Origin of the sequence: Mesorhizobium sp. LCM 4576, assembly GCF_001854815.1 — a bacterium.
GTDB lineage: Bacteria > Pseudomonadota > Alphaproteobacteria > Rhizobiales > Rhizobiaceae > Mesorhizobium > Mesorhizobium plurifarium.
The window spans coordinates 731,821-749,953 of sequence record NZ_MDDT01000057.1 but is presented as its reverse complement, the minus strand read 5'-3'; the positions used below and the strand labels follow the sequence as shown (position 1 = coordinate 749,953).

The following is an 18,133-nucleotide window of genomic DNA, read 5'->3' as shown; positions in this document are numbered from 1 at the left end:
CACGGACGATCCTCTTGCCCGGAACTTTCCACTCCCTTCAGGAGGGAGACGGGCATGGGCATCGACCAGCAGGACAGCAAGCGGGCAGGCAAGACAGGTGCCGCGATGGCAGCGCTGATGCTGCTTTCAGGATGCATGACGCACCAGCCGACCGGCATAGACGCATACCGGACGAGCAGCATAAACCAATGGCTGACGACAGCTGACGCCGATAAGGTCGTCAGCGCGATGAGTGCGAAAGGCATGATGCCGGCGACCATCGACTGCCGCTTCGCCGACACCAGGCCGGGCAAAGTGGCTTACCGCTCGAAATTCACCTGGAAGCGCGCGCCTGCCAACACCCGCTACCATTGGGAAGTCGGCGATCCGGCGTATCTCGCGAGCAAGGATGTTGCGTCCAACCGAGCCGGCTTGCGGCGGGTGTATGCGAAGACCGTGCGGGATGCGGCGACAGGGCAGAAGGTGGGATGCTCGGTGTGGGCGGGTTAGGGGAAGTACAGTCGAACATATCTGGATGCGCCGCAACCGGCGAGCCGCAGATGACCGAGCGCCTCGAGTTAGCCGCGATCGGCGCCCGCGCAATCCGACGAGGCGCGGGCATCAGCCCCCCCCAAGTTGAGGGCTAGTTGGTCCTGACCTGCGTACCGCGTGACCACGTCCGAATGGGTAGCGCATCGCCTCCCTCATCTAGAGCCAGGTGAACACCGTGCATCCTCTCGTCATAGAGGGCGACCAGATCTTGCAGAGCTCGATGTGGCCCAACAATCAGGCCAACCAGTTCGCCATCTGGCTTCTTGCCATCCTTCACTAACTCGCTCAGCCGAACTAAGTCGCTTACTAGATCGTCAACCAAAACCTTCGCATTCGAAATCACGTGCGTCACGGCGGGGTGGATATGATCTGTTCTATCAGCCAGAGCATTCAACCCAAYGGCGCAGGTTGTTGCACGCTGACGCCATTCCCTGACATCRCTCGTTTCGATCGGAACCGATCGGTTGACCAGACCATCAGCAATAATGTGGCTTTCAAGCTGTGCCTGAACGACGGCAAAGCGTACGTACCAAGCCGCCTCTTCGTTTTGCTCACGCCGCAGTCTTCGTGCCCTCCTGCTTTCGCTTTGGGCAAGCCACGCCGCGCCGGCTATCGCTGCGATCGAACCAGCGGCCTGAACCCAAGCGGCAGCATTGGAGTCCCAACCTGATATGGCTGCGTTTGCATATGCAGCCCAACCCGCCATGACAATTAGAGCTGAAGCGACAAGGTAAAAGACAGCCCCTAATCCATCCCGAGCCTTCAGCCATAGCCGCTTGATGCTTCGGTCACGCGCCGCCTTCCGACCAGCAACAGTCTCCTCGCCGTCCCCAGAATCCATTCCTCACCCGCTATTCTGCTGGCTCGGCACCGACTGGCTGTACGGCAGCCGGAGTACCCTTCATCCGCTTCTTTTTCCGACCTTGAGCTGGCGCAACGTCATCCGCAATAAAAATGACATTCGCAATTACGTCCATGAGCCGTAGTGCTTTCATACTACGCATAAGACTGATGCGGGAGAACAGTGGAAGATTCGATGATCGCGCCRCCGGGTCTTTGCGGGTGACGATCCCAAAGACTACGCGACAGTTCCGATCCCGGGCGCGAGTCACGAATGTATCCACGTCAACCTCAGGCGGCAAAGCGTCGCGGATAATCGCCTCAAGTCTATCAACCGCCGCTGGCTCCAATCTCATCAATTCGATGGCATTTACGCCTTGGTTAAATAGGTGACTTAGTTGCGCAGACAATGTTGATACTTTAACATGATAGAATACAGCGACGTCGTCGTGTATTGCCAATAGATCGCATGGCTCAACAGCAGTCTGACCGTCGGGGCTGATATTCTTTTTGTCCAGACAGGCGATGCCAACGTTCTCGGCTGAAACAGCTTCGTTGTATTCGCCCTCACTGGAATGATTGTAGGGAGGAAGGTCGCTGTCGATGCAGAGTGGATCAAGGTAGGCGACGAGGCGTGTGATGTATCCATCGTCTATTCGATACCAATTACCCTCAGAGAGATGGAACGTTTCGCCTTGGGCACCTTGAAGCGTCGTGTCGAAAATAAGACTCTTGAAGATGCTGTAGCGGTCGCGCGCATTGCCATTCTCGTCAGTCAGCACCAACGCGTGTCGACGCAGATCGTCGATCCCCACCGCAGCCAGGTCAACCTCATGCTGGTCTAGGTAACCATAGTATCTTCCGATATAAACATCGTCGTAAATTAAGCTACGCCCAGCGCCGGCGAAGGTGGTGTATAAATTATCACTGTAACTTACAATATCCGGAACTGTAATATTAAGATCTGGATTGCGCTCTCGTAATGCAAGCAGAAGCAACTCGTTGAGGGCTTCGATTTGGCCCGGGTCTCGAACAGGAGCGATGTTCTGTATCTCCGGAAAGGCCGTTTTGTATTGCTCGCTCCCATAAAGCTCCAGAAGTTTTTCGCAAAGCTCCGTCAACTCGTCGGCCGCCACATCGGTGCTGATGCGGAGGCTGCTGCCGCCTGTCGCATGACGAAAAAATTCCTTATACTCCTCGCGAACCTTACCCGTCAGGCTGCGTAAAATTGTGCTGTCGCGGTCGAAGTCAAACAACGTGAGTTCGGATTCGATCGGAAGTTGCGTCCTCTGGCGCTTTGCCTCGCCCGGCTGCAGGGTATCAGTGCTTTTGAGCTTCTGAGGGTCCAAACTGTTTAGCGTCACGCGAAGCCCAAAGTCATACTCATAACTAGAGTCAATTAGGTTGTGAGCTACGTGGCCGAACGAAAGCGCAAAACAACGATCGGCGACTGGTTGGAAAACAAGGGCGCCTTTGTTCACTTGAGGCAGATTCTTTTCTACACCAAAATACCCCTTCCACCAAGGTTGGTAGGGATCGCTGTCTAAGATGAAGATCGATGCGTCTTTCGAGAGATGCTGAGCTTCGACCGCATCAAGGCTATTGTCCTCTCGAAGAGAATTCCCAGCGTTGTAACCTTCTTTGAGAAGATAGATCGAAAAAGATCTGCTTCTTGGCATTCTCACCCCCAGGTAACCCCACGTGGCTTTTACCATATTCTACACGCGATGAAACCGACATTCGTGGGGTGTTTGGATTCTGGAAATTCAATTCGATTTGCTTGAATATCAAAATAAAACGGTGTCAATCGCTCTCCCATGTCCCTCCTCTCCACCCTCCGCACCCTCCTCCCCACCGCCACCGTCTGGGACGCCGCCGAGYTCGCCTCGCGCGATCCCGGCTTCGACGCCCGCAATTTCGGCGCTTCGGCGCTGGTGCGGCCGCGCGATGTCGACGGGATCGCAGCGCTGGTGCGGTTCTGCGCGGAGCATGGCGTCAGCCTTGTCGCGCAGGGCGGGCGCACGGGGCTGGYGGGCGGGGCGGCGACTTCCCCTGGTCAGGTGATCTGCGATCTCGGCGGGATCACCCAAATCGAGGAGATCGATCCGTTCGCGCGCGTGGCGATCGTGCAGGCGGGGGTGACGCTGGGGGCGCTGCAGGAGGCTTGCGCCGTCCACGGGCTCGACCCGGGCATCGACCTTGCCGCGCGCGGCAGCGCCACCGTCGGCGGCATGGCTTCCACCAATGCGGGCGGCATCATGGCGTTTCGCAACGGCACGATGCGCCACCGCGTGCTCGGGCTCGAAGCCGTGCTGCCGGACGGGCGGGTGTTTTGCGACCTCACCAGGGTGCTCAAGACCAGCGCCGGCTACGACCTGAAGCATCTCTTCATCGGCGCGGAGGGCACGCTCGGCATCGTCACCCGCGTGGCGGTGCGGCTCGACCCGGTGGYAGGCGCCAGCGCAACGGCGCTGGTCGGCGTTCCGGATGCGGCCAGCGCGCAGCGCATCGTGCGGCATTTCCTGGGCTCGACCAGCGCCCGGCTCAGCGCCGCCGAGATCCTGTGGCGCAATTTTGCGTCGCTGATGCAGCGCGCGCTTGGCTATGCGCCCGGCAGCCTGCCGCTCGACGCGCCCTGCCTGCTGGTGCTGGGRCTCGGCGCCGACTCGATCGAGGCGGCGAGAAGCGCGCTTGAGGATGGGCTCGCGGCGGTCTGGGAAGAGGCCGGYATTCTCGACGGGCTGGTCGCGAGCTCGGAGGCGCAGGCGGCGGYGATGTGGCGGCTGCGCGAGGAGACGGTTGAGATCGAGCGCGCGCATCCRATGGCGCCCTCCTTCGACGTGTCCGTGCCGGCCGGCGGGCTGGACGCCTATGTGGCGCGCATCGAGGCCGGGTTGAAGAAGATCGACGCCTCGTACGCGCCTTACGTCTACGGCCATCTCGCCGATGGCAATTTGCACATCTCGATCAATTGCGACGGGCCGGTCGCGCATGAGCGGCACGCGGCGATCGAGGACGTGCTTTACGCAGGCCTGAGCGACGCCGGCGGCTCGTTCTCGGCTGAGCATGGGGTGGGGCTGGAAAAGCGCGCGGCTTATGAAAGGCACGCCGACCCGGTGAAGCGCGATTTGGCGAAGGCGATCAAGGGATTGATCGATCCGGCTGGTGTGATGAATCCGGGGAAGGTGGTGGGGTAAAGGCTCTTTCCTCGCTCCCATGAAATGGGGGGAGGAAACAGGCCTCAAGCCGCCAGTTGCACGTCCCTTGCCGCGGCGATCATCACGCCGACGAGCAGGCCGTAAGCCGCAGCCCAGGCCTCGCGCACCTCCTGCGTGAAGGTTTCGCCGAGGCCCGCATCGAGCGTCTCGATCAGCGCCTGGCCGACGGTCGCGTAGTGATGCTCCTCGACGCCGTAGCCGACATGGCGCCGGGCGAGGTCCTGGACGGTGGGCAGGATGTTTTCGGCGCGCGACAGCCCATGCGTGACGAAGCCCAGCGCGGCCATCAGCTTGGCGCCCTGCTTTTTCATATCGGTCTCGCGAAACAGCGGCTTGAGGCTGCCATCGAGGGCGAACAGCTTCTCGTAGAACAAAGCCGCGGCGGCCTCCTTGATCGGGACGACCTCGCGAAAACTGTCCTGCACAAGCTTGATCTGGTCGGGTGTCATCGGCGCGTAGCTCCTGGGTTCCGGGAGCCAAGACCATCCGGCTCGAGCGTTTCGCAAGCATGCCGGTTGTAGGGAGGGTGTGTTTCAGCTTGGTCTCTGGAACGTATCAAGCCCTATGAAGGAAATCGGCAAGTGTTGACGGGACAGCGCGCCTCATGATGCGCTTCTCAAGGACCGGAGCGCGAGGAACCAACTGCCATCAACCTCTTCGCTGCGTCCGCCGCCGCCGTGCAGTAGCTCTGGTCGCCGTGGATCAGGATCATCACCATGGTTCCCTCGATCAGCACGAACAGCTCGCGCGCCCTCTCCTTCGGCGACGGTATCCTGGCTCCGGCAAGCATCGTTTCCAGCTGCTTTTCCATCAATGCCTTGTGCTGGCGTGCGATCAAGCGCGCGGGGTGGCCCGATAGGTCGGCGAGCTCGATCGCCAGCCGGGTGAAGCCGGAGCCGGCCCAGCGCGGCTTGGATGACCATTTGACCAATCCCTCGAACAGCTTATCGATCAGCGCGTCGGCACCGCCCGACAGCTCGATGCCGTAGTTCTGGAAATCGGCGAAAGTGCGCTCGTGCTGCGAAGCGAGCACGGCAGTCAACAGCGCGTCCTTGCTGTCGAAGTGGTAGTAGAGCGTGCGCTTGGTGACGCCGGCGGCCTCAGCGATCTCCTCCATGCCGACGCGGAAGAAGCCCCGGCGGCGAAACAACTTATACGCCGCCTGGAGAATCACGGGCCTGGTCGCGTCGGATGCTCTGGGCATGAGCGCTGCCGTCGATAAKTATACTCGCAAGTGAATTTACATCAGGGACGACCTGGCCTTCAATGATCAGCATTCTCTAATATTCGAAGGGAGGACGGCGATGGAACGAGTGGTCCCCACAGTGCGCGATATCCCAACAGGCATCGTGACCTTGCCCGACGAATTCAGGGCGGCGTCGGCGGCGCCGGGGCTGATGGCCGGGATGACCTGCGTCGAGGACCTGCGCCAGGCGGCGCGGCGGCGGGTGCCGCGCGTCTTCAACGACTATCTCGAAGCCGGCTCCTATGCCGAGCAGACGCTGCGTGCCAACCGCGCCGACCTCGAGCGCATCACGCTGAAGCAGCGCGTGCTGGTCGATGTCGAGCAGCGCGACACGGCAACCACAATTCTCGGCGAGAAGGTCTCGCTGCCGGTGGCGCTGGCGCCGATCGGGCTCGGCGGCATGYAATGGGCCGATGGCGAGATCCTCGCCTGCCGCGCCGCCAAGACCGCAGGCGTTCCCTATACGATGAGCACGATGTCGATCTGCTCGATCGAGGACGTGGCTGAAGCCGTCGACTATCCGTTCTGGTTCCAGCTCTATGTGATGAAGGATCGCGGTTTCGTGCGCTCGCTGGTCGAGCGGGCGATCGCCGGCCGTTGCGGCGCGCTGGTGCTCACCGTCGACCTGCAAGTGCTGGGCCAGCGCCATGCCGATGTCAGGAACGGGCTTTCGGTGCCGCCGGCATTAAAACTTCGCACGATCCTCGACATAGCCGCCCATCCGGCCTGGGCGGCCCGCATGCTCACCGCCAAACGCTGGAACTTCGGCAACCTCGCCGGCCATCTCAAGGGCGAGGACGATGTCCGGGCGGTAGCGGACTGGGTAGCGCATCAGTTTGACGCGACGCTGAATTGGAGCGACGTCGAATGGATCCGGAGCATATGGCCGGGCAAGCTGATCGTCAAAGGCCTCCTCAACACCGACGATGCGCGGAGCGCCTGCGCGGCCGGTGCCGACGCCATTGTGGTTTCCAACCATGGCGGCCGGCAGCTTGACGGCGCCCCCTCGACGATCTCGATGTTGCCTAGGATCGCGGAAGCCGTCGGATCGGAGGCGGAGGTGTTGTTCGACGGCGGCGTGCGCTCGGGCCAGGATGTGATGCGAGCGCTGGCCTTGGGTGCCCGCGCCTGCCTTGTCGGGCGCGCCTATGTCTATGGCCTCGCCGCCGGCGGCGAAGCCGGTGTGGCCACGGCCATAGATATCCTGCACAAGGAGCTGTCAGTCACCATGGCGCTGACAGGGACGCGCAGCGTCAATGAGATCGATGGCAGGGTGCTGAACTAGCGAGCGCCAATCGCAGATCGAAGACGCGCCACTCCTACTCGCACTGGCGGCGCGGGCCGCCGTCGAAGGGCTGATAGGTGTTGTCGCGCGGATCGTAGGAGCGGTAACGGCTGAAGCAATAGTCGACGTGGTCACCTCGAACCGCCCGACCCGATGCCTGGGCGGCCTCGGCCTCCGGCGAAATCTCTTCCGGCGGGCCGCCATAGGTGGTGGCGTAGCCGTCACCGGACGGGGCGTAGCCTTCCATCTCGGCCTGGTCGTCGCCCACCCGGTCGTCGGCCATGGCACCTGGGCGATCGTTCGCTGCCGCCTGATCATTCTGGCCAGCGTCGGTGGAAGCCGTGCGGTCGCCACCGGGGTCGTAATAGGGCGAGATGCAGGGACGCAGCTCGCCGCTGTAGGAACGGTAGCTGTTTTCCGCCGGGCGGTAGCTGCGATAGCGGGTGGCGCACCATTGCAGATGGGCAACCGGCAGCTGCTRTTGCCGCGCCTGCTGATCGGCCGCGGCCGGCTGCTGGRCCGCGCCGGCGTCGGGCGCGGGCTGGCCCGGGCCAGAGACGTCCGGCAATGGCTGCAGTGGCGGCGCTGCGGGCGGCGTGGGCGTAGCGAGCGCCGTCATCTGCGTTGCGCCTCCCGCCTTGGTCGGTTCGCTTGGGGCCGGTTCGCCGGCCTTGGCGGGCGCGGCCGCTGCCTGCTGGGCGGGAATGCGTTCAAGGTTCTGCTTCCGCGGATCGATCGGCTGCRCGTCCTTCGTCCAGAGCTCGGAAACGCCGATCGCCGGCGTTGCCTGGCGCACCGGCTTGGYGGCGAGCAGCCAGGTGGCGAAGGCAAGCCCGCTGGCGAACACGGCCAAGGTCAGCACGAAGCCGCCGGCAATTCCCAACAAAGCCTTCACGCAACGCTCCTTCAGCCCCTGCTCATAGAATGCGGGGCGCAGGCTCCAGTTCCCACGAGAAGAGGGCAATGTTGAGACCCGCCGGCAGCAACGGGAGAGCCTCGCATGCCCCGGGGGAGAGGCAGGCGAGGCTCAAGGATCGCTAGAAGGGACCTAGCTGAGGACTTTCTCAGTTGCAGTCTTTGATGATCCAAAAGGATCGAGCGCAGCGTCGCGCCTTTTCCGGCCCGCTRCATGGTGCAAACGAAGGAATAAAAGCACGCGATCCTTCGTTCACATGGTGCAGTCTTGACAGCTTCGACCCACGCTGGTTTCAGCCGGCGGGTGGCCACCTGCCCGTCGGTTAGGCCCGGCAGTCGGCAAGTTGCCCCCAACAGGGCTGCCGGGCCGCCTTTGAGCGGGGAAAACCCCGCGCTTCAGATGCCCGCCACCACCTCGGTATAGGCCCTCTCCTTGCCGTCCTGGCCGCGAACTCTCCACGTCTGCCCTTCCCGCCCTTCGATATGGCTCGCGGCCAGCGGCACCTTGCCGCCGCCTTCGGGCAGGTCGATGACGTAGGTCGGGTTGCAGATGCCGGAAAGCCGCCGGCGCAGTTCGGCGACCAGCGCCTGGCCTTCGGCAATCGTGGTGCGACGGTGCGCCATGCCGCGCGCGAGGTCGCCATGATGCAGGTAATAGGGTTTTACGCCGAGCCGATACATCAGCTCGCGGCAGAGCTCCTCCAGCACCTCGACATGATCGTTGATGCCTTTCAGCAGAACGCTCTGGTTGAGCAGCACGAAGCCCGCCTGCCGCATCGTGCGGCATGCTTCCTCCGTGGCCTGTGTGATTTCCCGCGGGTGATTGAAGTGGGTGACCACCGTCACCATCAGCCGGCCCTGCAACGCCTCCACCAGGCCAGGCGTGATGCGCGACGRCAGCGCCACCGGCACGCGGGTGTGGATACGCAACAGCCTGAGATGCGGGATCGCCTCCAGGCGGGCGCGGATCTCGGCCAGCGCCTTGTCGGGCAGCGACAGCGGATCGCCGCCGGTCAGGATCACCTCGCGGATTTCCGGGTGGCCGGCGATATAGGCCAACRCAGGTTCCAGCGCTTCGCGTGTGTAGCCGCGGCCGATGGAGGTCAGCGACTCTTTCCTGAAGCAGAAGCGGCAATAGACGGCGCACTGATAGGTCGGGAACAAGAGCACGCGGTCGGCATGGCGGTGCGTCAGCCGAGGCGCCGGGCTGAAGGCATGGTCGCCGATCGGATCGTCGAGCTCGCCCTCGGTGGCGACCAGCTCGTCGGGCGACGGGATCACCTGGGCGCGGATCGGGTCCTCGGGATCGTCCCAGTCGATCAGGTCGAGATAGGGTTTCGGCACGCGCACCTTGTGCGCGGCCGCGGCCTCCTGCGCGGCGGCGCGCTCGGCCGGCGAGAGCGGCAGCGGGGCGAGGTCGCGGACATGGCGCACGCCGGCGCGGACATCGTCCTGCCAGGCGGTGTCGGCGGCCAGTTGTTTGAGATCGGTGGTCATTCGGGGCTCGGGCATAATTTGCCCGGGATATCGGCTGGATGGGCGGCAAGGTCAATGGCAGGGGTTGCTCAAGACTCTCAAGCGCCGAATTTCCGCCCACCCCCCTCTGTCCTGCCGGACATCTCCCCCGCAAGGCGGGAGATTGGCTGTTTCGGTGCCCGCTCTTCCTGGAGCACCCTCACCTTTCAAACTTCGCAATCGCCTCCGCCGTCACCGGCGTGAAGAAGTTCACCAGATTGCCGTCGGGATCGCGAAACAGCAGCGAGCGGTTGCCCCAGGGCATTGTCGTCGGCGCCTGCACCAGCGCGCCGTCAATGAGACCGCCCAGCCTGCGGTATTCTTCGTCGACATCGGCGACGCGGAACTCGATGATGGCGGTGCGGTTCTCGGCCGGGCTCGCGACATTATCGCCGCCGAAGAGCCGAAGCGTGCGGGTGCTGCCGATGGCCAGCGTGCCCGCCTCCGTGACGAGCTCGGCGAAATCCTCGGTGTAGAGCGTGAGCTTGATGCCCGTCGCCATCTCGTAGAAGGCGACGAGCCGCTTGACGTCGGCGGTGATGATGCGGGTCGAAACGAAATTCATCCAAGTCTTCTCCGTTGGCTCGCCGCGAAAATTTTCTTCGTCGGTGGCGCCCGTTCAGGCGCCCTGCCCGACTTGTGGACCGACCCTGCTGCCAGCATAGTGGCAACAGGAGACATGCCTTGCGCCGCGCCGACCGACTGTTCCAGATCATCCAGATCCTGCGGCGCTCGAGCCGGCCGATCACCGCCAGCCGGATCGCCGAAGAGCTCGAAACCTCGCGCCGCTCGGTCTATCGCGACATCGCCGACCTCGTCGGACAGCGCGTGCCGATCCGGGGCGAAGCCGGGCTCGGCTATGTGCTCGACCGCGACTACGACATGCCGCCGCTGATGCTGACGCCGGACGAGCTGGAGGCGGCGGTGCTCGGCGCGCAGTGGGTGGCCGATAAGGGCGATGCCGCGCTGGCCGGCGCGGCGCGCGACCTGATCGCCAAGATCGCCACCGTCGTGCCCGAGCGGTTGCGCCCCTTCGTCAGCAATCCGACCGTCGGCGCGCCGCTCAGCCGCGCGAGCCTGCCGGATGGGCTCGACATCGCGAAGGCGCGAGCCTCGATCCGCAAGGGCCACAAGATCCGGATCCGCTACCGTAGCGAACAGGGCGACGAGAGCGAGCGCGTCATCTGGCCGACCATGATCGGCTATGCCGAGACGGTGCGGCTCATCGCCGCCTGGTGCGAGCTGCGCCAGGATTTCCGCCATTTCCGCACCGACCGCATCCGTGCCGCGGAGTTCCTCGACGAGCGCATCGGCTGCCGGCCAGCCGAATTGCGCAGCCGCTGGAAACGGCATATGGCGGCGCTGGGGATTCACCTGCCGCAGGGCTAAATATCGGCGTAGATCTCCAACACATTGCCGTCGGGATCGCGAAAGAACAGCGTTCGGTGGCCCCAGGGCTGGTCAGTCGGTTCGCCTTCGATCGCCACGCCCTTATCGCGCAACGCGTCGGCGCATTGGTCAACCTGGCCCGGCGCTACACGGAAGGCGAGTTGCACGGAAAGCGCGCGCGCCGGCGTCGGCGCGTCATCGAACATCACGCCACGCTCGGTGAGCGCCAGGAGGCACGAGCCAACCTGGTAGGCAATCCAGCCCTCGCCCAGRCTGGAATGGACTGCAAAGCCCATCACGTCCTCGTAGAAGCGCCGCATCGCCTCCATGTCGCGGGCAAAGAGGACGGTGTAGTCGATGTTCCTGATACTTTTCAGCGCGTTCATGACGGACTCCTTTGCCTGGCGCCGCGTTCCGGCGCGATTTGATTGTGCGATGCGCTGTCCCGTTTATACTGGTAGCAAGGTGGTACAAGATGAGCGATGCTACTGGTGGCGTCGCTACCCCCTTTCGAGGCACGAGCATGCTGGAGYAGACCGCCGAGATCGACAGGCGCAAGGAACTGGGGCGCTTCCTGCGCGCCATGCGCGAGCGCGTCGAGCCGTCGCGGCATGGCATCCGCACCGGCACACGACGGCGCGCAAGCGGACTGCTGCGCGAGGAAGTCGCGTTACTCGCCGGGATCAGCGCCACCTGGTACACATGGCTGGAACAGGGCCGCGAGGCCAACCCTTCCGCGCCGGTGCTCAATGCGCTGGCCGACGTGCTGGACCTTTTGCCCGTGGAGCGTCAGCACCTGTTCAAGCTCGCAAGGCCGGAATGGCTGCCCGAGGCGATGGCGCCCGAAGACCCCTCGCCCGATCCGCGCATCGCGGCATTGCTCGCCACGCTCTCGCCCAATCCGGCCTATGCGCTCAACCGCGCCTGGGACTTCATCGCCTGGAACGACGAGGCGGCGGATTTGTTCGGCGGCTTCGATCCCGAGGAGCCGACGAAGAGCAACCTTCTCAAGCGGCTCTTCCTCGACCCGGCCTGGCATGCGCTGTTTGCCGACTGGGAGGTTGTAGCGCGCTCGGCTATGGCGCAGTTCCGCGCCGCGACCGTCGGCTACGCGTCTGCGGCCGACGTCCGCGCCGTGCTCGACCCGCTCAAGGCGCTGAGCCCTGAATTCGCGCGCCAATGGGCGGAGATGCGAGTGGAGGAAGCGTCGATCTGGTCGAAGGGACTGGTCGGGCCAAGCGGCAAGGTGGCGACCTATGACTACTTCATGCTGGCGCCCGCTGGCGTGGGCAAGGACATAACGCTGAGCCTTTATCGGAAGCGCGGTTAGGCGGTTCAGGTCCCGATTCCGATGTCGGGTCCAGCTTGTTGATCGGAAACGTTTAACGCCATGAACGGCGGCGGTCTTTATGGGGCCGGCCTTGCTTRCCTGCCTCGACTTTCGCCGCAATCGACCAGCGCCATCTTTTCGGGCAATCTCCCGCCAACGGCGATCACGGGCAGATGATCCGCCACCGAGGGAGGACCACCATGACCAAGACGCAGGCGCTGCCGCGCTACGAAGATGCCGTCGAGCGCTTCCGCATCGAGGACGAGATCGCGCGCCTTCACGGCGACCCCGCCACCGGCATCAATGCCTATGTCGAATGCTGCGGCCGCTATACAGGCGAGAACCGGTTGGCGCTGCGCGCGATCTCGGCCGACGGGGAATTGCGCGAATATTCCTTCGACGATCTGGCCGATATGTCCGGCCGCGTCGGCACAATGCTGAAGGATCTCGGCGTGGGCGCGGGCGATGTCGTGGCCGGCATGCTGCCGCGCATTCCCGAGCTGGTGGCGCTGATCCTCGGCACATGGCGGGTCGGCGCGGTCTACCAGCCGCTGTTCACCGCTTTCGGRCCGAAGGCCATCGAGCATCGGCTGAGCTACAGCAAGGCGAAGCTGGTGGTCACGAACCCCGCCAACCGCGGCAAGCTCGACGAGGTGGGCAACCATCCGCGCATCRCCACCATTCTCGCACCTGGCGAGACGCTTCCCGAAGGCGACATCGATTTCCGCGCGGCGCTCGCGGCCGCCTCCCCCGACTGCGAGCCGGTCATGCGCAAGGGCTCAGACCTGTTCATGATGATGTCGACCTCCGGCACGACCGGGCACCCGAAGGGCGTGCCGGTGCCGCTCAGCGCGCTGCTTGCCTTTGGCGCCTATATGCGCGACGCGATCGGGCTCACGCCCGACGACATCTTCTGGAACATCGCCGATCCCGGCTGGGCCTACGGGCTCTACTACGCCATCACCGGGCCCTTGCAGCTCGGCATCGCCACCACCTTCTACGAAGGCGCATTCAACGCCAAATCGACCTACGACATCATCGAGCGACTCGGCGTCACCAGCCTTGCCGGCTCGCCGACGGCCTATCGCCTGCTGATGGCGGAGGGCCCGGAAGCGGCCGCGCGCGTCAAAGGAAAGCTGCGCGTGGTGAGCAGTGCCGGCGAGCCGCTCAACCCGGAAGTGATCCGCTGGTTCGACGCGCACCTCGCCGCGCCGATCCACGACCATTACGGCCAGACCGAGAACGGCATGATGGTCAACAACCATCACGGGCTTAAGCATCTTGTCCGCGCGGGCTCCGCCGGTTTCGCCATGCCGGGCTACCGCATGGTGGTGCTGGATGACGAAGGCAACGAGCTCGGCCCCAACCAGCCTGGCGTGCTTGCCGTCGACATCGCCAGATCGCCGCTGCGCTGGTTTGGCGGCTACCACGAGGCGGAGACGCCGGCGATCGCCGGCGGCTATTACCGAACCGGCGACACGGTGGAATACGAGCCGGACGGCTCGGTTTCGTTCATCGGCCGGGCCGACGACGTCATCACCTCGTCCGGCTACCGCATCGGGCCGTTCGATGTCGAAAGCGCGCTGATCGAGCACCCGGCGGTCAACGAGGCGGCTGTCGTCGGCGTGCCCGATCCGCAGCGCACCGAGATTGTCAAGGCTTTCGTGGTGCTGGCGCCCGCCTTCAAGGACAGCGAGGCGCTGGCCGAGGAGCTTGCCCAGCATGTCAAGAAGCGGCTGTCGGCGCATTCCTATCCGCGCGAGGTCGAGTTCGTCAGCGAGCTGCCGAAGACGCCGAGCGGCAAAATCCAGCGGTTCCTGCTGCGCAAGGCCGAGGTGGAGAAGCGGAATAAAGATTTGCTCCCACCCTGATTTCYGCCACGCAAAAGCCGCCAAGTCGGGCGATGGCTCGCATGGGCTCTTGATCGCTAACCTTGGGGGTTACAGCATGCGGTTGGTCTTGACACTTCTCCTCACGCTGGCGGGCAGCACGGCGCTCGCGGCCTCGCCGGAAGACGACTATATCGCGGCGCGCGACAAGGCGATTGCCGATATCRCGGCGCAGGAAAGCGCCAACGCGGCCATCGAAACCATCGATGCGCAGAACGAGAAAGCGCTGGCCGACCTCCAGCAGCGTCTCGCCGCGATTCTCGGTCCGCTTTCGGTCAAGGGTTTCCCGGCGACCGGCACCAACAACATCGAAAGCCTCAACGCTTCCGATATCGGCTACGGCATGCTCGACGGGTTGCGGTATGCCCAGAGCGACGACGGTCCGAGCATCATCGTCTCGACGCGCGGGCTGACCGAGCGCTGGCTCAAATCCAAATCGGCCGAGGCGGAAGCGGATTTCAAGCTGCCCGCCGACATCGGCGCGGCGCTGAAGCTCGATGGTTTCTACACCCAGGCCATCGGCAGCGACGCCGCGTTCTCCGGCACGCTCGACTTTTCACTGACGAAGCCCGAGGGCGCTGACGTGGTGGTGGCTCGGCTCGGCGGCTGGACGCAGGATGTCGGGCCGATCTACGAGCAGCATGTCGTGGTGGYGGTCGTCAAAGGCGACCGCGTGATGATCGCCGAAGCGCCAGCCTCGCCCGCTGTGCCGAAGATCGCGGCCTGCGATTCGATCTGGGCAGCGGCCGACGCCGCCGCGCAGAAAGCCCAGCAGGCCGATCAGGGCTCGGATCAGGACGACCCGCAGGCCTCCGATCCGGCCAACGCCGCCTGGGAAAAAGGCGACGCAGACTACCGCGCCTGCATGGCCCAGCGCCTGCCCGGCGATCCGTCCTTCCCGGCGCTGCTCAAGCAGGCACAGGACCTAGCCGACGGCATGGCGGGCAAATAGCCGGCAGTAGCAATTCCGGGGCGAGGCGGTTCCTCAGCCCGCGTTCGCCCGCATGTTGCGCCGTGGGACACGCCGCGGCGCGGAACGCACCGTTTCCGCGATGATCCCGTTGGCTTGAGGCACGGCATCCTTGCGCGACCTTGCGTCGGTCACCCGATGCAGCCGCTCGTAAGGAAGCAATTCCCGGATGCGGGCATTGAGCGCTTCCACCTCGGCGCGCAGATCCTCGCATTCCTGTTTCTGGATATCGAGCTGGATCTGCTCGGACGCCTGCTGCAGCGAAAGCTGCGAGAGGTTGGTGCTGGCCACCGACAGGTTCTTCTTGTCCGCGTCGCTCTCTTCCTTGAGGACGGCGAGCCTTTCCTCCGCAATCTGGCGTTCGGTCACGGCGTCGTTCAGCTGCGCCTTGAGCCTGATGATCTCGTCCGTGGCTTCGCCATTGTCGGTAGAGACCTTGTCGAGACGCGACTGCAACTCCTGGATCTCGGCACGCAGGCCGCGCATTTCCGCCTGGCTGCGCGCCAATTCGGCGGCACCGTCGCTTTCGGCGATCCGCGCCGCCTCGGCTGTTTCGGCAAGCTTGGCCTGCGTTGCCTCCAGTGCCTTCTGCAGCCGGGTTTCTTCTCTTTCGTGGCTGCCGAGTTGAGCCAGCAGCTCGGCGATATGGGCGGTTTCGCTGGCGTGGGTCGCTGCGAACTCGTCGAATTTGTGGCGGGCCTCCGCCTCGCGCTTTTGCGCCTGCTCCAGGTCGACCGAGAGGCCGACCTGCTTTTCGCGCAGCAACTTGTTCTCGGCGCCGCGCCTGTCGACTTCGACAGTCTTGGCCGTCAAGGCCTTGACGATCTCGCCGAACTCCTTCTCGCGCCTGGCGCTCTCATTGCTCATCTCCACCAGCTCCAGGCGCACGGCCGCCAGCGCCGACCGCAGCTGCTCGCGATCCTGGACGAGGCTCGCCTCGCGCTGCTGCCGGGCCTCGGCCGCACCGTCACGCTCGCGCTGCTTGCGGGCGGCGTCGAGCAATTGTTCCGAAAGCGCCTTGTGCTCGGTGGTGAGCGCGAGGTTTGCCAGCTCCAGCTCGTTGGAGCGCAACACGTCGCGATGGAAGACGTTGAGGACCTCGCGCGTCATGTGGTGCGCGGTGGCGATCTCCGCCAGCTTCGCCTCGATCTCCTGCAGATGCCCCTGTCCGTCGCGGAAAAGCCCGGCGACCGCCTCCAGGGCGGCGAGCCGCGTTTGGGTATGGGGCGTCAACCGCGATGAAGCTGGCTCGGGCTGCTCCGCGGGCGGCGGATTCTCGTCGCTTGCCACGAGTTCCTGGCCGGYAACGTCATCGTCCCCCGACGGTGGCTGYTCATCATCTTTCAGGACGTCCTCGAATGCTTCCGCCAGATCCGATTGGAGGTCCTGAAATTCCTTATCGACGTCCTCGGCCCGCTTAATCAGAGACTTGAAATTCATCACGGCACATCCCTTACTCGCGCCCCACGCGTACTTAACGAATTGCTAATTTATCTCTTTACCTTCCGCTCGGGAAGCCTCTGCGAAAGAAAGCAAAATTAAGGTTATCGCCAGTCCCAATGCTATGCGGACCGGGTGCCAAGTGGTCGCTCTTCCGCTCCAAGCTTATGTGAATTTTCTCTCTCGGTCCTTGCGCTCCATGCCCGCGTTCCAACAGGGAGAGACAGCGCGCTGCTTGTCATCATTCACATGACCGATGCGAAGACTTTCGGATGGAAAATTGAAGCTCTCGCCACTTGAATTTTCTCGACCTCGGCCGCTCCAGAGCGGCCGCGACGGCCTGTGCCGCGCGGGCATCCGTTCGATGTGGTTGATTGGACGCGGGAGGCGATCGACGCGCCCCCCGCGCCGGTGCATCAACTCTTGATGTCGATGCGCTTGACTTGCGACTGCGCCTTCTCGCTCTTCGGTAAGGTGACGGTCAGCACGCCATTCCTGAAGCGCGCCTCGACTTCGTCTTCCTTAACCTCGTAGCCGACGGGARTGCGGCGTTCGAAGCGGCCATAATAGCGTTCRGAGAATTGCCTGTCCTTGTCGTCCGTCTCGGAGCGCTTCTCGCCGCGCAGCGTCAGCACGCCGTCGTCGAATAGGACCTCGATGTCTTTCTGTTCGAGGCCGGGCACCTCGGCCGTCACCTTGATCTCCTTCTCGCCATTGGAGATCTCGACGCTCGGCCAACCAGTGCCGAGGGCGGAGGCACCGCCAATAGACGGCCACCGGCTGTCGAAGCCGCGGAAAACATCGTCGAACAGGCGGTTCACCTCGCGATGCAGCGACAGGAACGGATCGCGTTCGCCGTCGCGGAACAGGCTTGGAACCTGGTTGCCGTTGCTCCGGCCCCAGGGAATCAGATCACGGACACTCATGGTTTCCTCCTTTCTGTTCGTCGGACTGAAACGGCCCCCTGTTGCGCCGGGCCATGCGCCCGGCGCATTGCGTGGAGCGCTAACAAGAAGGCCTCAGGCCGCGTGCTTCTCGCCTTCGATCTTCTTCGTCGCGCCTTTGGGCATCGCCTTGTCGGCTGCGATCTCGATCCGGCGCGGTTTCATCTCTTCCGGAATCTCACGCTTCAGATCGATCGTCAGCAGGCCATTCACCAGGCTGGCGCCGACGACTTTGACATGGTCGGCAAGCTCGAAACGGCGCTGGAACGCGCGCCCGGCGATGCCTCGATGCAGGTACTCACCCTTGTCCTCGCCGGCTTTCTGGCCCGAGACCATGAGCATGTTCTGCTCTTGGGTAATGTCCAGTTCGTCCTGCGCGAAGCCTGCCACCGCCATGCTGATGCGGTAGTCGTCTTCCGAGGTCTTGGCGATGTCGTAGGGTGGCCAATTGTCGACGGTTTCGATTCGGCTCGCCGTTTCGAGCGCGTTCAACATTCGATCGAAACCGATGCTCGACCGAAACAGGGGACTGAAGTCAAAGGTGGTTCTCATAGCTACATCCTCCATTGAGCAACATAGATACGAGGGGCGCCAAGGAAGCGGCGCCCCTTGACCTTTGCC

The 18,133-nt window shown here is 63.7% G+C and carries 18 protein-coding genes; 7 read left to right on the top strand and 11 right to left on the bottom strand.

Going from position 1 to position 18,133, the window contains the following annotated elements; translation table 11 throughout:
* Positions 1–54 precede the first annotated feature (54 nt).
* Positions 55–489 (top strand): hypothetical protein, encoded by a 435-nt coding sequence (locus LCM4576_RS29340; protein WP_071035856.1) that lies wholly within the window; start codon positions 55–57, stop codon positions 487–489.
* A 133-nt stretch (positions 490–622) separates the two neighbouring features.
* Here the strand turns inward: LCM4576_RS29340 and LCM4576_RS36420 are convergent, their stop codons facing one another.
* Together LCM4576_RS36420 and LCM4576_RS29335 are read right to left on the bottom strand one after the other, a co-directional pair.
* A complete protein-coding gene (locus LCM4576_RS36420; protein WP_131803316.1) occupies positions 623–1,372 on the bottom strand; it encodes a hypothetical protein in 750 nt (249 codons plus the stop codon).
* Positions 1,373–1,382: 10 nt separating this feature from the next.
* Positions 1,383–3,050 (bottom strand): DUF6119 family protein, encoded by a 1,668-nt coding sequence (locus LCM4576_RS29335; RefSeq protein WP_157901243.1) that lies wholly within the window; start codon positions 3,048–3,050, stop codon positions 1,383–1,385.
* Between the two features lie 138 nt (positions 3,051–3,188).
* On the opposite strand from LCM4576_RS29335, the gene LCM4576_RS29330 reads away from it, so the two are divergent.
* Positions 3,189–4,568, top strand: coding sequence for an FAD-binding oxidoreductase (locus tag LCM4576_RS29330; RefSeq protein ID WP_071035854.1), 1,380 nt, complete (start codon positions 3,189–3,191; stop codon positions 4,566–4,568).
* A gap of 44 nt (positions 4,569–4,612) precedes the next feature.
* Here LCM4576_RS29330 and LCM4576_RS29325 read toward each other — a convergent pair whose 3' ends face one another.
* On the bottom strand, positions 4,613–5,038 hold the full coding sequence (locus LCM4576_RS29325; protein WP_071035853.1) for a globin family protein: 426 nt from the start codon (positions 5,036–5,038) through the stop codon (positions 4,613–4,615).
* A gap of 167 nt (positions 5,039–5,205) precedes the next feature.
* Positions 5,206–5,793, bottom strand: a complete 588-nt coding sequence (locus LCM4576_RS37610) for a TetR/AcrR family transcriptional regulator (RefSeq protein ID WP_040988427.1) — start codon at positions 5,791–5,793, stop codon at positions 5,206–5,208.
* Between the two features lie 193 nt (positions 5,794–5,986).
* On the opposite strand from LCM4576_RS37610, the gene LCM4576_RS29315 reads away from it, so the two are divergent.
* Positions 5,987–7,120 carry an alpha-hydroxy acid oxidase gene (locus tag LCM4576_RS29315; protein WP_071035937.1) on the top strand — a complete coding sequence of 378 codons (1,134 nt, stop codon included), beginning with the start codon at positions 5,987–5,989 and terminating at the stop codon, positions 7,118–7,120.
* 34 nt (positions 7,121–7,154) lie between these two features.
* On the opposite strand, the gene LCM4576_RS29310 is transcribed toward LCM4576_RS29315, so the two are convergent.
* The 3 genes from LCM4576_RS29310 to LCM4576_RS29300 all read right to left on the bottom strand — a co-directional run bounded on the left by LCM4576_RS29310 (position 7,155) and on the right by LCM4576_RS29300 (position 10,115).
* A complete protein-coding gene (locus tag LCM4576_RS29310) occupies positions 7,155–8,015 on the bottom strand; it encodes a BA14K family protein (protein ID WP_116398029.1) in 861 nt (286 codons plus the stop codon).
* Between the two features lie 416 nt (positions 8,016–8,431).
* The gene (locus LCM4576_RS29305; protein WP_198540331.1) at positions 8,432–9,532 is read right to left on the bottom strand and encodes a KamA family radical SAM protein; all 1,101 of its coding nucleotides are present in this window, start codon (positions 9,530–9,532) and stop codon (positions 8,432–8,434) included.
* 178 nt (positions 9,533–9,710) lie between these two features.
* Positions 9,711–10,115 (bottom strand): glyoxalase/bleomycin resistance/extradiol dioxygenase family protein, encoded by a 405-nt coding sequence (locus LCM4576_RS29300; RefSeq protein WP_071035851.1) that lies wholly within the window; start codon positions 10,113–10,115, stop codon positions 9,711–9,713.
* 119 nt (positions 10,116–10,234) lie between these two features.
* Between LCM4576_RS29300 and LCM4576_RS29295 the strand changes: the two genes are divergently transcribed.
* On the top strand, positions 10,235–10,939 hold the full coding sequence (locus LCM4576_RS29295) for a YafY family protein (protein ID WP_071035850.1): 705 nt from the start codon (positions 10,235–10,237) through the stop codon (positions 10,937–10,939).
* On the opposite strand, the gene LCM4576_RS29290 is transcribed toward LCM4576_RS29295, so the two are convergent.
* Positions 10,936–11,325, bottom strand: a complete 390-nt coding sequence (locus LCM4576_RS29290; protein ID WP_071035849.1) for a VOC family protein — start codon at positions 11,323–11,325, stop codon at positions 10,936–10,938. The two genes, LCM4576_RS29295 and LCM4576_RS29290, sit on opposite strands and share 4 nt — an antisense overlap.
* 137 nt (positions 11,326–11,462) lie before the next feature.
* On the opposite strand from LCM4576_RS29290, the gene LCM4576_RS29285 reads away from it, so the two are divergent.
* The 3 genes from LCM4576_RS29285 (at position 11,463) to LCM4576_RS29275 (ending at position 15,110) form a co-directional block, all read left to right on the top strand.
* Positions 11,463–12,269 carry a helix-turn-helix transcriptional regulator gene (locus tag LCM4576_RS29285; protein WP_071035848.1) on the top strand — a complete coding sequence of 269 codons (807 nt, stop codon included), beginning with the start codon at positions 11,463–11,465 and terminating at the stop codon, positions 12,267–12,269.
* Between the two features lie 200 nt (positions 12,270–12,469).
* Positions 12,470–14,140 (top strand): acyl-CoA synthetase, encoded by a 1,671-nt coding sequence (locus LCM4576_RS29280; protein ID WP_071035847.1) that lies wholly within the window; start codon positions 12,470–12,472, stop codon positions 14,138–14,140.
* An 88-nt stretch (positions 14,141–14,228) separates the two neighbouring features.
* Positions 14,229–15,110: a hypothetical protein gene (locus LCM4576_RS29275; protein WP_244510943.1), complete on the top strand. Its 882-nt coding sequence runs from the start codon at positions 14,229–14,231 to the stop codon at positions 15,108–15,110.
* Positions 15,111–15,143: 33 nt separating this feature from the next.
* Here LCM4576_RS29275 and LCM4576_RS29270 read toward each other — a convergent pair whose 3' ends face one another.
* From LCM4576_RS29270 to LCM4576_RS29260, 3 genes are all read right to left on the bottom strand, one after another.
* Entirely contained in the window at positions 15,144–16,568 is a 1,425-nt protein-coding gene (locus tag LCM4576_RS29270) for a hypothetical protein (RefSeq protein ID WP_071035845.1), read from the bottom strand.
* 416 nt (positions 16,569–16,984) lie between these two features.
* Entirely contained in the window at positions 16,985–17,494 is a 510-nt protein-coding gene (locus LCM4576_RS29265; RefSeq protein WP_071035844.1) for an Hsp20/alpha crystallin family protein, read from the bottom strand.
* 93 nt (positions 17,495–17,587) lie between these two features.
* Complete coding sequence (locus tag LCM4576_RS29260) at positions 17,588–18,064, bottom strand: Hsp20 family protein (protein WP_040988410.1); 477 nt, start codon at positions 18,062–18,064, stop codon at positions 17,588–17,590.
* Positions 18,065–18,133: the final 69 nt, after the last annotated feature.